The sequence below is a fragment of the Photobacterium sp. DNB22_13_2 genome, assembly GCF_052873915.1.
The window spans coordinates 41,083-55,396 of record NZ_JBNNXU010000013.1 but is presented as its reverse complement, the minus strand read 5'-3'; the positions used below and the strand labels follow the sequence as shown (position 1 = coordinate 55,396).

Sequence of the window (14,314 nt, the reverse complement as noted above, 5' to 3'; positions counted from 1 at the left end):
CTATGGCAACCTTAAAAGCACAACACCTAGCCAAAAGCTACAGCGGCCGAAAAGTGGTTTCTGATGTCAGCCTCGAGGTCGAATCAGGCAAGATTGTCGGACTGCTTGGCCCCAACGGTGCAGGCAAGACCACTTCTTTCTACATGATTGTCGGCCTGGTAGCCCGTGACGAAGGTACCATCACCATCGACGATACCGACATAAGCCTACAGCCGATGCATAACCGCTCGCGAATGGGGATTGGCTACCTGCCTCAGGAAGCCTCGATCTTCCGCAAGTTGTCGGTCCACGATAACCTGATGGCCGTACTGCAAACCCGCAAAGAACTGTCAAAACTTGAGCGTCAGGAAAAACTGGAAGAATTGTTGGATGAATTCAACATACAGCACATTCGTAATAGCTTAGGTATGGCACTATCAGGGGGTGAACGGCGCCGGGTGGAAATTGCGCGAGCATTGGCCGCTAACCCGAAATTCATCCTTCTCGATGAGCCTTTTGCTGGCGTTGACCCTATATCTGTGATCGATATCAAGAAAATCATTGAGCATTTACGCGATCGTGGCCTTGGCGTACTGATCACCGATCATAATGTAAGGGAAACCTTGGATGTCTGCGAGCAAGCCTACATTGTTAGCCAAGGGCAACTGATTGCCCACGGTACGCCATCAGAAGTACTCAATGATGAACATGTAAAACGAGTCTATCTGGGCGACCAGTTCCGTCTATAGTTAATTTATAAAGGCTTATTTGAAGCCATGATGGATGCAGAGGGTTCAATTACCATTTTGGGTACTAGGCAGTAAAAACCAGCGATAAATATAAAGGTACATACAATAATATGAAAACCTCGCTCCAGCTTAAAATTGGTCAACAATTGGCAATGACGCCGCAACTGCAACAGGCCATTCGCTTGTTGCAGCTATCAACTCTGGATTTACAGCAGGAAATCCAAGAAGCATTGGATGCAAACCCGTTACTTGAGCTGGAAGAAGGGACCCAAGAATCGACCAACGACGAAAACGACGGTAATTCGACCACTGCCGAAACCACTGATAGTAGCAGCGATGACGGTCTGTCTGAGGTCGCTGATGCTGACTCTTTTGACACCTCCGATGTCATTGAGCAGCAAGAGATGCCAGAAGATCTCCCGGTCGATACCACATGGGACGATGTCTACAGTTCCAGCACCGGCAATACCGGCATCGCCTTCGATGACGACATGCCGGTATACCAAGGCGAAACGACCGAAAGCCTGCAGGACTACCTGATGTGGCAGGTTGAGCTAACCCCATTTAGCGAAACTGACCGCACTATCGCAACCTCCATCATTGATGCCATCGACGAAAAAGGCTACCTCACCTGCTCGGCCGAAGATATTCTCGACAGCCAGGGCGATGATGATGTCGAACTCGATGAAGTGGAAGCCGTCCTCAAGCGTATTCAGCAATTTGACCCGCTTGGCGTGGCCTCCCGCAACCTGCAGGAATGCCTATTGCTTCAACTGGCAACCTTCCAGCCGGATACCCCTTGGCTCACCGAGGCCCGAATGTTGCTAACCGATTACATCGACCTGCTGGCTAACCGTGACTACCGCCAGCTAATGCGTGACACCAAGCTCAAGGAGCCAGAGCTCAAGCAAGTGATGCAGTTGATCCATGGTTTGGAACCACGTCCAGGCAACCGCGTTGTAACCTCAGATACTGAATATGTCGTCCCTGATGTGTCGGTATTCAAAGATCACGGCAAATGGGTGGTCACCATCAACCCAGACAGCGTGCCACGGATCAAAGTCAATGAACAGTATGCAGCTCTGAGCAAAAGTACCCGTAACTCAGCTGACAGCCAGTTTATCCGCACCCATTTGCAAGATGCCAAATGGCTGATCAAAAGCCTAGAAAGCCGCAACGAAACCTTATTGAAAGTCGCCCGCTGCATTGTCGAGCACCAACAGGACTTCTTCGAATATGGCGAGGAAGCCATGAAGCCAATGGTACTCAACGATATCGCACTGGCGGTCGATATGCATGAATCCACCATATCCCGAGTGACGACGCAGAAATACATGCACACGCCGCGTGGGATCTTTGAATTGAAATACTTCTTCTCTAGTCACGTCAGCACCGACAACGGGGGCGAGTGTTCATCCACAGCCATCCGGGCCTTGGTGAAAAAGCTGGTAGCCGCCGAAAATCAGGCCAAACCGCTTAGTGACAGCAAGATAGCGACATTACTGGCGGAACAGGGGATCATGGTAGCAAGACGGACTATTGCTAAATACCGTGAATCGCTGGGTATTCCGCCGTCCAATCAGCGAAAACGTCTGCTCTAACAGACGCCACAAGAAGGAAGATGTCTATGCAAATCAATCTAACTGGCCACCATGTAGAAATTACTCCATCCATGCGTGAGTACGTGGAGACGAAGTTCAATAAGCTAGAGCGGTTTTTCGATAAAATCAATAATGTCCATGTCATCCTGAACGTTGAAAAACTCCAACAAGTTGCTGAAGCAACGCTACACATTAACTCAGGAGAAATCCACGCAAAAGCGGATTCGGAAAATATGTATGCAGCTATTGATGCATTAACTGATAAACTGGTTCGTCAACTTAACAAACACAAAGATAAGCTCAACAGCCACTGAATCATGCAACTGAGTAATGTATTGAGCCTGGACTGCACGAAAAGTGCAGTCCCCTGCTCCAGCAAAAAGCGAGCCTTGGAAATCATCAGCGAAGTTGCTGCCAAGCACCTAGACCAAAACCCCCAGCCGCTGTTCGAGTGTATGCTCAACCGTGAAAAGATGGGCAGTACAGGTATCGGCAACGGTATCGCGATTCCTCATGGCCGGATCAGCAGCAGCGATCAAGCCATTGCCGTGCTCATCCAGTGCCAGGATCCTATCCAATTCGACGCTATCGACAATCAACCTGTGGATCTGCTTTTTGCCTTGCTTGTTCCTGATGAGCAGTGCCAACTGCATCTCAAGACCTTGTCCAGCATGGCTGAAAAGCTGAGTAACAAGCAGGTTTGTAAGCAGCTTCGTACCGCAAAAAGTGACGAAGAGCTTTATCAGATACTCACCTGTGACGCATAATGACTCCCACACTCTCCATGAATGTTAAGGATTGCCAGCCATGATGTTAATGGTCGTGAGCGGACGCTCGGGCTCAGGAAAATCTATCGCCCTGCGGGTGTTGGAAGATCTGGGCTACTACTGTGTTGATAACCTCCCGGTTAACCTTCTTCCTCAGTTCATTGAGACCCAGCAAGGCAACCAGCAAAACATCGCCGTCAGTATTGATGTGCGTAACATGCCGGAAGATCCCGAAGAAATCAGCCATACCTTGGACACCCTCGGTGATGACGTCGATGTCAATGTGATTTACCTTGATGCCGATGACAAGACGCTGGTCAAACGCTACAGCGAAACCCGTCGCCTGCACCCGCTATCTCGCCATAATATGACCCTTGAACAGGCCATTTTGTCGGAAAGCACCCAGCTTTCGAGCCTCAAGGCACGAGCCGATCTGGTGATAGATACCACCACAAAATCGATTCATGACTTAAGTGAAACGGTCCGCGCACGGGTACTTGGCCGCGAATCGCGCGAGCTGATCATGGTATTCGAATCTTTCGGCTTCAAGCACGGCCTACCCAACGACGCCGACTATGTGTTTGATGTCCGCTTTCTACCTAATCCGCACTGGATCCCGGAGCTCAAGCCATTGACCGGCTTGGATCAGGAAGTCAAAGACTACCTCTCTGGCCATGCCGAAGTCAGCCAGCTTATCTACCAGGTGCGAAACTTCATTGAAACTTGGTTACCAATGCTGGAAAAAAACAACCGCAGCTACATCACCGTAGCTATCGGTTGTACCGGAGGCCAGCATCGCTCGGTCTATATTACCCAGCAACTGGCGGAGTATTTCCGTTACGAAGGCCACCAAGTTCAGGTTAGGCACCGAACGCTGGAAAAAAGTAAATAATGACCGTTTTCTCACGTGAACTGTTTATCAAAAACCGCCTGGGCCTCCATGCCCGGGCTGCTATTAAACTGGTTGAGTTGGCACAGAGCTTCGAATCCAGCATCACCATTAGCAATGGCGAAAAGAGTGCCACCGCCGACAGCGTAATGGGACTATTGATGCTCGAGTCGGCCAAGGGGCAGCAGGTACTCGTCTGCGCCGAAGGCGACGATGCAGAACAAGCGATTATCGCGGTCAGCACTTTGATCGAAGCCGGCTTTGACGAAGAAAATTAACCGTATCAAACCTCTGTATGCGCTAACAGCCGGCATACTCTCCGGCTACTCCTTACCAGCCAGTAAACCTTTACTGCAATAATTCATCAATTCCTCTCACATCTGGTGAGACACACCCCGATGATTGCGTTAAAATTCAATTTATTGCGCTGTTATACCATCTAGTCATCCGCCATTTGCAAGACGGGTGTGCTGAGGTATTTCGCATCAGAGTCATTTGGGGTACTGCAAACAATGGCCGATGTCATCGATCAAGATCAAACTCATCAAACGCTGCAAGAAGTCAACCAGGCGCTTGAAAACGGCATGTTTGTCCATGTCCGCCGTATGCTCCAGGATATGGAGCCGGAAGATATAGCCCACCTGCTAGAGGCCTCCCCGCCCAAAGAGCGTCAGGTTCTATGGCAGTTAACCGATCCCGAAGAGCAGGGCGAGATCCTTGACGAGCTATCAGAAGACGTCAAAGACGGCATTGTCGCTCAGATGGCACCAGATAAACTGGCTGCTGTTACCGAAGGGATGGAAACAGATGATGTCGCCTATGTTCTGCGTAGCCTGCCTGACAGCAAGTACCAGGAAGTACTGGCCCAGATGGATGCCACCGACCGACACCGGGTAGAAAAGGCGCTTGCCTACCCGGAAGAAACTGCCGGTGGGATCATGAGCACCGATTTCATTACTATCCGCGGCGATGTCACCGCCGATGTCGTACTTCGCTACCTGCGCATGAAAAGCGAGCTACCGGAAGCGACCGATGCCCTGTATGTTGTCGACCAGAACGAGAAACTGATCGGCCATTTGTCACTTGCCACCCTGATCACCACCCAGCCGGACATCGAAATCCATGATGTGATGGACGACGCCGACGAGGCGATCCCGGTCGATATGGATGATGGTGAAGTCGCCAACCTGTTCGAGCGTCGTAACTGGTTATCAGCCCCGGTTGTTGATACCGACGACCAGCTCGTCGGCCGTATCACCATTGATGATGTGGTCGATATTATCCGTGAAGATGCTGAGCACTCAATGATGAGTATGGCGGGTATGGATGATGACGAAGATACTTTCGCCCCGGTGGTAAAGTCGGCCAAACGACGCAGTATCTGGCTGGGTGTCAACGTACTGGCCGCGCTGGCCGCTGCATCGGTCTCAAACCTGTTCGAAGAAACCCTTGAGCAAATGGCTGCTATTGCCATCTTAATGACTATCGTGCCTTCTATGGGCGGTGTTGCCGGTAACCAAACCGTTGCACTGGTGATCCGCGGCTTGGCCGTCGGCCACATCGGGGAGTCCAACACCCGCTGGCTATTGAGTAAAGAAGCCCGAGTCGGCCTACTCAACGGTATTCTATGGGCTGCGATTATTGGTGGCGTGGTAGTGTTCTGGAAAGGAAACCTGCTACTGGGCGCGATTATCGCTGGCGCGATGCTGACCAACCTACTAGTCGCCGGTGTTGCCGGGGTCTGTATTCCAATTATGCTCAAGAAAATGAACATTGACCCGGCATTGGCTGGCGGAATGGCCCTGACCACCATCACCGATATCATCGGTCTATCCGTCTTCCTCGGCTTGGCAACCCTATTCCTTGTCTAACCCCTTTGCATAAGCCGTTAAGCCCGGATACCGGACAATAAAAAGCGAGAGTGAAATCACTCTCGCTTTTTTAATTACTCACCCGCAATCTTCATGCTATCAAGTAGCATCGAACCGGTTTGGATCTGACTACGGGTTTCGGTATCTGTACCAATTGCCACGATATTTTGCATCATATCTTTAAGGTTACCGGCAATGGTGATTTCACTGACCGGGTATTGGATTTCACCATTTTCAACCCAGAAACCAGCCGCACCGCGGGAATAATCACCGGTCACTATGTTTACGCCCTGGCCCATCAGTTCAGTCACCAGCAAGCCACGATCCATCTTCTTGAGCATCTGCTCGAAGCTCTCACCGGTCGAGTTCACCAACCAGTTGTGGATACCACCAGCATGCCCGGTAGGCTGACGGCCAAGTTTGCGGGCAGCATAGCTAGTCATCAAGTACGATTGCAGACGGCCATCCTGGATGATCTCTAGATCTTTGGTTGCCAAGCCTTCGCTATCAAACGGCGTACTGGCCATACCGCGCAGGATATGAGGGCGCTCGCTGATGTTGAGCCACTCAGGGAAGATCTGCTCACCCAGCTTATCAAGCAGGAAGGTTGATTTACGATACAGGTTAGAACCGCTGATCCCCATCACCAAGTGACCAAACATACCGGTAGCAATATCGGCAGCAAACATCACAGGCGCTTCACGGGTTGACAGTTTCTGTGGGTCAACACGGCCAGCAGTTCGTTCAGCAGCATGGCGGCCAACCGTTTCCGGCGTCCACAGCTCACTCGCATGACGTGCCGTGGTGTAGCTGTAGTCACGCTCCATCTCGCCGTTCTTGCCTTCGGCAATCACACAGCAACTGGTACTATGACGGCTTGAAGCATAGCTAGCCAGCATACCGTGGCTATTACCATAGACGCGGATCCCGTAATGACTGTCATAACTAGCACCGTCACTCTGCTTGATACGAGGATCAAACTCCAGTGCCGCCTGCTCAGCACGTGCCGCAATCTCTGCAGCATGATCTGGCTCAGGCTCATCTGGGTGGAACAAATCCAAATCAGGGATATCTTTAACCATAAGCTCGGCAGGGCCTGGGCCGGCAAACGGGTCTTCTGATGTGTAAAGGGCAATATCCAGCGCAGCCGCAACTGTCTGGGCAATAGCCTTCTCACTCAAATCCGACGTTGAAGCGCTACCTTTACGCTGGCCACGGTAGACCGTGATACCCAGAGCACCATCGCTATTGAACTCAACATTCTCGACTTCGCACATCCGGGTCGATACGCTGATCCCTGTGGTTTTATTAATCGCAACTTCCGCTGCATCGGCTTGTTGGCCGGCAACTTCAAGTGCTTTTGCCACTGCGGCCTCTAATTCCACACGCTGCTGGGCAACCTGTTCTCTCACGTCCATACTTATCGTCTCAAAAATGGCCATTCCGTTCAGGCCCGCTTGGCAGCGTGAAGGATAAGCCAATGAATTTGGTATTACTCTTAGGATAACACTGCATAGGTGGAATTTGCGCCCCAAATCGTGATTAAACTGGTAAAATAAAAACCAAATGCAATCGTCATGAGCCTGTTATGAGCCGTAAAAACCAAAAAGCCCCATGGGAACCGGAAGAAGAAATCATCTGGGTAAGTAAATCCGAGATGAAACGCGACATGGATGCCCTCCAAAAGCTAGGTGAACAGCTGGTTGAGCTTAAACCTAATGCACTAGCCAAAGTGCCTCTTGATGAAGAGCTGCTTGAAGCCGTTAAAGATGCACAGCGCTTTAATAAAGAAGCGCGTCGCCGTCAGCTGCAGCGTATCGGTAAGTTGATGCGCCAAGTGGAAGTTGAGCCTATCCAAGCGGCATTGGACAAGCTGAACAACAAGCACAACCAAGCGACAGCCGAACTAAAGAAGCTTGAGCAAAAGCGCGAAAGGCTAATTGAAAACGGTGATAGCATGATCAATGCCATCATGGTTGATCACCCAGACGCTGATCGCCAGCGCCTGCGCCAGCTTGTTCGCCAAGCCAACAAAGAAAAGGCCCAGAACAAGCCAGCTAAAGCGTACCGCGAAATTTTCCAGTACCTCAAAGAGCTGTACCTAACTGACTAAGCAACCGCTTTGTTGTTTGTTGATGCGCCGATACAAAAAAGCCAGCTTTCGCTGGCTTTTCTTTTACTGGGTTCCGCCCACCGTCATAGACTCTATCTTCAGGGTTGGCTGACCCACCCCAACAGGTACACTCTGGCCGGCTTTGCCACAAACACCGACACCGCGGTCAATATTCAAATCGTTACCAACCATAGAAACCTGCTGCATCGCTTCGATACCACTACCGATTAGGGTCGCACCCTTAATTGGACGGGTGATCTTACCGTTTTCAATCAAGTAGGCTTCCGACGCCGAGAACACAAACTTGCCCGACGTGATATCGACTTGGCCACCACCGAAGTTCGGCGCATAAACGCCTTTCTTAACGCTGGCAATGATCTCTTCCGGTGTATGTTCACCCGGTAACATATAGGTATTGGTCATACGCGGCATTGGTAGATGCGCATAAGACTCACGACGACCATTACCCGTCGGGGCCACACCCATCAAGCGAGCGTTGAGTTTATCTTGCATGTAGCCCTTAAGCTTGCCCCCCTCAACCAGCATATTATACTGGCCCGGCGTTCCCTCATCATCGATATTGAGCGAGCCTCGAAGATCAGTCAGGGTACCATCATCAACTATGGTGCACAGGCTAGATGTCACTTGCTGACCCATCTGCCCCGAGAACATCGACGAACCTTTACGGTTGAAGTCACCTTCCAGACCATGGCCTACCGCTTCATGAAGCAGTACACCCGGCCAACCCGAGCCAAGTACCACCGGCATAGTGCCAGCAGGAGCCTCATCGGCATCGATATTGATCAGCGCCTGGCGGATTGCCTCATCGGCATAGTTCAGGGCAACGGTTTTACCATTGCCTTCATCGGTTTGGAAGTACTCATAGCCATAACGGCCACCGCCACCGGCACTGCCGTGCTCACGCTTGTCGCCTTTCTCAATCAACACACTAACGGAAAGGCGGACCAACGGACGAATATCTGCCGCATAGGTACCGTCCAACGCGGCAACCAACACTTGCTCATACACACCGTTGATACTGACAGAGACCTCTTTGACTAGAGGCTCCTTGGTACGAATATAACGGTCGATTTCCTCAAGCAGGGCAATTTTCTGGTGCTTGTCGAAGCTATCCAGAGGGTTAACCGGTGCATAGATTTCTTGTACCGAGACAGGAGCAAACGCCTTAACCTGACCGTTGCCACCACTACGGGTAATACCACGGGCCGCCTTGGCACTTTGTTGCAAGGCTAGCTGGTTGATTTGATCAGAATAAGCAAAGCCGGTCTTTTCCCCCGACACCGCTCTGACACCAACACCACGGTCAATGTTAAACGAGCCGTCTTTAATAATGCTGTCTTCAAGCACCAAAGACTCATGCCAGCATGACTGGAAGTAAATATCGGCATAATCGACATTGCGTGCCGCTACCAGTCCCAGTACTTGGTTTAGTTCTTCACGTCCCAACCCTGACTGGGCCAGCATTGTGTTTTCTACAGTTTCCAGCGTCATTTAATTTGCTCTTATATTCATTGCCAGCCGGCCCCTCTGCCGGTCAGCCCTCACGTTGTTGAACACTGAATCTTGCGTGTTCAACAAGCGGCATGTTCGTTCGGATCGCCTTACTCAAATCAAGATCGACATCGGCTATCATCACCCCCGTCCCCTGTTGCTGACAGGCAACCACCTGCCCCCAAGGATCAACAATCATCGAGTGACCCCAGGTCTCCCGATGCTCATTATGCTCCCCCCACTGGGCAGCAGCGACTATCCAACATTGGGTTTCAACGGCACGGGCGCGAAGCAATAATTCCCAGTGGGCCTTACCGGTCACTTTGGTAAATGCAGCAGGGACGACAATAATATCCGCCCCTTGCTCACGCAGAGCAGCATAGAGTTGTGGGAACCTAACATCATAACAGATAGATAAACCAATGTTGCCAAACGGCGTGGTGATCACCTTGGTTTCACGCCCTGCACGGAAGGTGTCGGACTCACGATAGCTTTGATGGGCATCGTTAATTTCCACATCAAACATATGTAGCTTGTCGTAATATCCTTGAAGCTGCCCCTGATCATCAAACAGCAAGGCTGTGGAAGTGATGGTACTATCGAGCTGACGAATAGGCATCGAACCAATCAGTACCCAGATCCCTAACTGCTTGGCCAGTGCGGCTACTTCAGCCTGCAGCGGCCCTTCACCGAGATACTCAGCATGGGCTCTGTAATCCTCGCTAGAACCGAACACCAGACAATTTTCCGGTGTCACAACCAGTTTTGCCCCCTGCAACTGCAGGCCTTTGAGTTTCATCTTCAGGTGCTTAAGATTGGTCTGCGGATCAGCCCCTGAAGTCATTTGTACAATACCGAATTTCGCCATCTGCATTCTCCCTTTCCTGCCGCCAGTCGGCCACCTACAAAGATGGCCGCACTGCGGGTATTGTTATTATTTTGCTTCCTTGTCCTTGCCTTCCAGCATTTCAGATACATTATACTCGCCAGTAAAGCGCGACTGCTCTGTGACTACCGGTGAGTCAATCGGCCCTTTCACCATGTAGTTCACTTGGGTAAATACATCCAAAACGGGCGAAAGTGCCGTTGAAATAGCAAAGACATAAATTGCCGTTTGAGGTGCTACCGCAAACGCGGTCAGAACTGGAATTCCGGATGTAAAATCAGGGATAAACCTTACCTTCGCATCCACTGTCTCATTGACAAGATTAGCACTTCCGCGGATAAACATGTCACCCGCAAGAGCCTGCATCTTAATATTGTCCGTCTCGAACCGGCCATTTTCAATGCGGCCGCTACCACGGATGTAGTTAAATGCCAGCCCTTCGTCAAAAATCCCTGAGAAATCAAGCTGCATACGACGGATCAGCGAATCAATACTGAATAGGCCCAGCAAACGACCTGCACCACCAATATCGCTAATAACCCCCTGCCCGGTTTCCGATTTCAGCTCACCGGTCAACGTCTCTCGGTGCATCGACCACGGCGCTCCCTGCCACTGTATTGAGGCATAAGTGCTAAATTTAGCGCCCTGGATCCCACCAGAAATACCAAAACGTCCCATCAGATCTGAACTGTTCTGGCCATCAATATCAAAGGCGATTTGAGTTTCACTGCGGTCACCTTCAAGACTCCAGTGACCATCAAGGTTGAGCGATGTAGCACCGGAATCCACGGTAAAGTTGATCAACTCCAACATATTGCCTTCCCGGCGCAACTTACCGGATACCTCACCAAGACGATAGCCCTGTAGCCAGGCATCACGCAACACCAAGTCAACCTCCGGCATATTGGCCATTATGCTGCGATCAAAATCGGTCGCCGCTGGAATATCACGCTGGGGCTTGTACTTTTCCCTTGTCGGGTTTTCATTAACCTGCGGTAAGTTCAAGTGGAAGGTGTCGATAGCCAAATCGATCGGCTGCCCCTCTGGCCAGCGCGCTTGTCCTTTCGCCTCGCGGCTATCAAACTTAAATTGCCATGTTTTGGCTAGCTTATTCGCCGACAGATCAACCCGATTCCAATCCAGTGAGGCCAGTTTTAACTGGCGAACCTTGGCTGCAATACGGGAGGGGGTGGGAATATCCGGTTTCACCGATGCGCTGCCGGAAACAGATTCAGCTTCAACTTTGTCGTGGACGGCCGAGATCAAGTCAACCCAACGGTCGCCATCAACCTTATCCGCCACAATATCCAAGCCGTGCTCATTGTGCTCTAGCGGGCGCAGAGAGGTAGATCCAACCGCCATCTGGCTGGCATCAATTTTGAGCTTATCACCAGTAAGATTAATCTTGGCTTGGTAGAGCACGTCCGGCAGCGTTGCCTTTCCGACCAATGCCTGTCCGTTGCCTGTAACATCAAGCTTAAACGCATTAGGGCTACCTGATTTCAGTGCCAGCGGGTAAGGTAATGAACTAACAGCATCAGCCAAGGCTGCTTCAATCCCGACCTGATATTCAAAACCGGTATCGTTGAGATCAACCCCAACGCGACCTTGCCAGCGACTTCGCCCCTTCACCTTAGCCAACAACGGGTCCTGAACCTGCTGCTGCAAGGTTTCTATCTGCCAGTCACCATCAAGGGCGACATCGACCCGGTAGCCATCCGCTACGCTGTTGCCGGTAAAGCCCACAGTGAGCGGTTGTGACAACAGGTTAGCCGTGATCTTCTCGGCCGAGACCTTGTCATCATCAAAGTTAATGGTTCCTGCTGCCCCCTCAAGAGTGAGCGGCGGCGCTTCAAGTTGTACTTGGTTATCCGTCAGCTCGGCACTGCCCCAAGCCCTGACATCGGTGCCGTCAAACGGAATATCGAGTTTGAACTGTGAGGTAACCGGCCCACCGACCTGCACTGTCGTCAGCGCTGCTCCCACCGAGTCCACCAGCGGAGTCGCCAACATGTAATCGCGCACCTGCTCGCCTTCAGCAGCCACATTTACGTTAAGTTTCAAGTGACCATCACTGCTTAGTTCAGCGTCACCCGTCACCCGAGAAGCCGTTGCTCCCATGGTTTTGGCATGCGTCGCATCGAGGTACATAAAATCATTTTCAAACAGTAGATCGAGCTGGAGATCGGTCAACTCAGGCCAGGCGGTATCAAAGCTGAAAATACCTTTTCGCAGCGGGACATAGGCCTGGAATACACCATCATGGTTACCATAAGGGAAATCAGAAAGCTCGCCATACCACAGCAGCTGGGCTGACTTAGCCTGACCACCACGGAGAGCCGCCGACAGGTAATCGGTCAAGCTGCGGCCCAGCGCCAAAGTCGGCAGGTAACGCCAGGTTTCACCAGCATTATTCAGGCTTGCTTCACCGTAGAATGACAACCAGGACGGGGCATCCGTCGGGAAATCCAACCTAAATTGCCCATCAACCTTAAGATGTGGGGTGGCAACATCTATCTTATCGCTCCATAAGCGCCAACCGTCATCACCGACCTGCCAGTAGGCAGTCACACCTGCCGCATCAATTTTCAGCGGCGCCTGGAAGACTTCGCCATAGGGTAGCTCATCATCTTGAAGATTAAGCACCGCACGACCGCCGTGGGTATTCCCGGCAACCACGGCATCCAATTTATGGATCCCCGGCAACAGCTCCCATTGCTTCAGCCCCAACTGGTTAACATGGAAAGAAAAATCAGGCGCATTCCCTTCACTTGCCGCAGCCCGAATATCGCGGATCTGTCCCGATGGCTGCAACGTCGACAACACATCGACCAGCGCGCTGTCATCCGGTAAAAAAGTGATAAAAGGCTTCAGGTGTGCCAGAGATACGTTACTGGCTGCGAGTTTCCAATCATTAGGAAGCCAACTTGCCGCGATATCAAAGGCTGGCCATGGCGCTTTATCGGTCTCCAGTACCATCTGGTCGCTGTCGATCCGCCATCCTGTATCGCCATCTTCATTTTCCAGAGGCAGAAGCTTTACCAACCCCTGTTTAACTCTGAACTGGTGTTTATCTTCGCCCAACTGCCAGCGCAGGAAGCTATCATCGAGCTTGACCAGACTCTGTTGCAAGGCACCGTTAGATAAACTCAGCCAAACTTCGGCATTGAGATTGCTGCCGGTGATGTTGGCATCAGTGAGGTGCTGTTTGTTAAGCCACGGCGTTACTGAGAGGTTTCGCGCCTGCAAGTAGATGTCGCCAGACATTTTGGACCACGAGCGCTTGTCGGAAAGATTAGCAATCACTTGCATTTGACTGAAGTGTGTATCAGCGATGCTGACTATCCCTTCCGCCCGGCGTTGGCGGTTATGAGTATCCCACTTCAATTCCTGAATATCGACCGTCAGCTTCTCACCGGCCGGTGACATCAGGGTAATATCTGAATTACGAACAGAAAACTGGCCCAACTGGACAAATAGCAGCTCTTCTAACCGCTCAATGGTAGCCATCTGGCTTCGCTCTGAGTCGGCGGTATTATCGCTGTCGTTACCCGAGAAGCGGGTGAGATCCAAGCTCAACTCATCAATCCGGAGATTTTGAAATATAGGGCGAAGCCTGAACAGCGAGCCCAACATATCGAGCTGCATCGAGACATCACCGACCTTGACCACCGATTCAGGCGCTCCCGGCAGGTTGACCTTGACCCCTTGGAGCACCAATGACGGACCTAGGTTGCGCCAATGGCCTTCAACCAACTCAATGTCGAGATCCATATCAGCTTGCTCGGAGACCCATTGGCGGATCGGCTCACGGTATTCATTGAGCTGAGGAAGATAAAAACGCAGACCGCTGATCGCAACAGCGGCCAGTACTAACACTGTTAGTACCAGCCACATTAATCCACGTGCCAGTCGAACTGGAACTGTTGTCACGCTATTGCCCCGCT

At 51.4% G+C, this 14,314-nt stretch carries 12 protein-coding genes; 8 read left to right on the top strand and 4 right to left on the bottom strand.

Going from position 1 to position 14,314, the window contains the following annotated elements; all coding sequences use genetic code 11:
- The first annotated feature begins 2 nt into the window (after positions 1-2).
- The 7 genes from lptB to mgtE all read left to right on the top strand — a co-directional run bounded on the left by lptB (position 3) and on the right by mgtE (position 5,856).
- Entirely contained in the window at positions 3-728 is a 726-nt protein-coding gene (gene lptB / locus ACVA58_RS18030) for an LPS export ABC transporter ATP-binding protein (RefSeq protein ID WP_446511759.1), read from the top strand.
- A 110-nt stretch (positions 729-838) separates the two neighbouring features.
- Positions 839-2,329 (top strand): RNA polymerase factor sigma-54, encoded by a 1,491-nt coding sequence (locus ACVA58_RS18025; RefSeq protein WP_446511758.1) that lies wholly within the window; start codon positions 839-841, stop codon positions 2,327-2,329.
- Positions 2,330-2,355: 26 nt separating this feature from the next.
- Positions 2,356-2,643, top strand: a complete 288-nt coding sequence (hpf, locus tag ACVA58_RS18020; RefSeq protein WP_255040766.1) for a ribosome hibernation promoting factor — start codon at positions 2,356-2,358, stop codon at positions 2,641-2,643.
- A gap of 3 nt (positions 2,644-2,646) precedes the next feature.
- Entirely contained in the window at positions 2,647-3,096 is a 450-nt protein-coding gene (gene ptsN, locus ACVA58_RS18015; RefSeq protein WP_446511757.1) for a PTS IIA-like nitrogen regulatory protein PtsN, read from the top strand.
- Positions 3,097-3,136: 40 nt separating this feature from the next.
- On the top strand, positions 3,137-3,988 hold the full coding sequence (rapZ, locus tag ACVA58_RS18010; RefSeq protein WP_446511756.1) for an RNase adapter RapZ: 852 nt from the start codon (positions 3,137-3,139) through the stop codon (positions 3,986-3,988).
- Entirely contained in the window at positions 3,988-4,263 is a 276-nt protein-coding gene (locus ACVA58_RS18005; RefSeq protein WP_446511755.1) for an HPr family phosphocarrier protein, read from the top strand. The genes rapZ and ACVA58_RS18005 overlap by 1 nt, the downstream gene beginning before the upstream one ends.
- A gap of 234 nt (positions 4,264-4,497) precedes the next feature.
- Positions 4,498-5,856 carry a magnesium transporter gene (mgtE, locus tag ACVA58_RS18000; protein WP_446511834.1) on the top strand — a complete coding sequence of 453 codons (1,359 nt, stop codon included), beginning with the start codon at positions 4,498-4,500 and terminating at the stop codon, positions 5,854-5,856.
- A gap of 74 nt (positions 5,857-5,930) precedes the next feature.
- Here the strand turns inward: mgtE and pmbA are convergent, their stop codons facing one another.
- Positions 5,931-7,274 carry a metalloprotease PmbA gene (pmbA, locus tag ACVA58_RS17995; protein WP_446511754.1) on the bottom strand — a complete coding sequence of 448 codons (1,344 nt, stop codon included), beginning with the start codon at positions 7,272-7,274 and terminating at the stop codon, positions 5,931-5,933.
- 170 nt (positions 7,275-7,444) lie between these two features.
- Between pmbA and yjgA the strand changes: the two genes are divergently transcribed.
- Positions 7,445-7,969, top strand: a complete 525-nt coding sequence (gene yjgA / locus ACVA58_RS17990; RefSeq protein ID WP_446511753.1) for a ribosome biogenesis factor YjgA — start codon at positions 7,445-7,447, stop codon at positions 7,967-7,969.
- Between the two features lie 63 nt (positions 7,970-8,032).
- Here yjgA and tldD read toward each other — a convergent pair whose 3' ends face one another.
- The 3 genes from tldD to ACVA58_RS17975 form a co-directional block, all read right to left on the bottom strand.
- Positions 8,033-9,481 (bottom strand): metalloprotease TldD, encoded by a 1,449-nt coding sequence (tldD, locus tag ACVA58_RS17985; protein WP_446511752.1) that lies wholly within the window; start codon positions 9,479-9,481, stop codon positions 8,033-8,035.
- A gap of 43 nt (positions 9,482-9,524) precedes the next feature.
- Positions 9,525-10,349, bottom strand: coding sequence for a carbon-nitrogen hydrolase family protein (locus ACVA58_RS17980; RefSeq protein WP_446511751.1), 825 nt, complete (start codon positions 10,347-10,349; stop codon positions 9,525-9,527).
- Positions 10,350-10,415: 66 nt separating this feature from the next.
- Complete coding sequence (locus ACVA58_RS17975; RefSeq protein ID WP_446511750.1) at positions 10,416-14,300, bottom strand: YhdP family protein; 3,885 nt, start codon at positions 14,298-14,300, stop codon at positions 10,416-10,418.
- Between the last annotated feature and the right edge of the window lie 14 nt (positions 14,301-14,314).

Coding starts and splice junctions, on each gene's coding strand:
- ACVA58_RS18005 (WP_446511755.1), top strand. CDS start 3,988: ATGACCGTTTTCTCACGTGAACTGTTTATCAAAAACCGCCTGGGCCTC.
- mgtE (WP_446511834.1), top strand. CDS start 4,498: ATGGCCGATGTCATCGATCAAGATCAAACTCATCAAACGCTGCAAGAA.
- pmbA (WP_446511754.1), bottom strand. CDS start 7,274: ATGGACGTGAGAGAACAGGTTGCCCAGCAGCGTGTGGAATTAGAGGCC.
- ptsN (WP_446511757.1), top strand. CDS start 2,647: ATGCAACTGAGTAATGTATTGAGCCTGGACTGCACGAAAAGTGCAGTC.
- lptB (WP_446511759.1), top strand. CDS start 3: ATGGCAACCTTAAAAGCACAACACCTAGCCAAAAGCTACAGCGGCCGA.
- ACVA58_RS17980 (WP_446511751.1), bottom strand. CDS start 10,349: ATGGCGAAATTCGGTATTGTACAAATGACTTCAGGGGCTGATCCGCAG.
- rapZ (WP_446511756.1), top strand. CDS start 3,137: ATGATGTTAATGGTCGTGAGCGGACGCTCGGGCTCAGGAAAATCTATC.
- yjgA (WP_446511753.1), top strand. CDS start 7,445: ATGAGCCGTAAAAACCAAAAAGCCCCATGGGAACCGGAAGAAGAAATC.
- hpf (WP_255040766.1), top strand. CDS start 2,356: ATGCAAATCAATCTAACTGGCCACCATGTAGAAATTACTCCATCCATG.
- ACVA58_RS18025 (WP_446511758.1), top strand. CDS start 839: ATGAAAACCTCGCTCCAGCTTAAAATTGGTCAACAATTGGCAATGACG.
- tldD (WP_446511752.1), bottom strand. CDS start 9,481: ATGACGCTGGAAACTGTAGAAAACACAATGCTGGCCCAGTCAGGGTTG.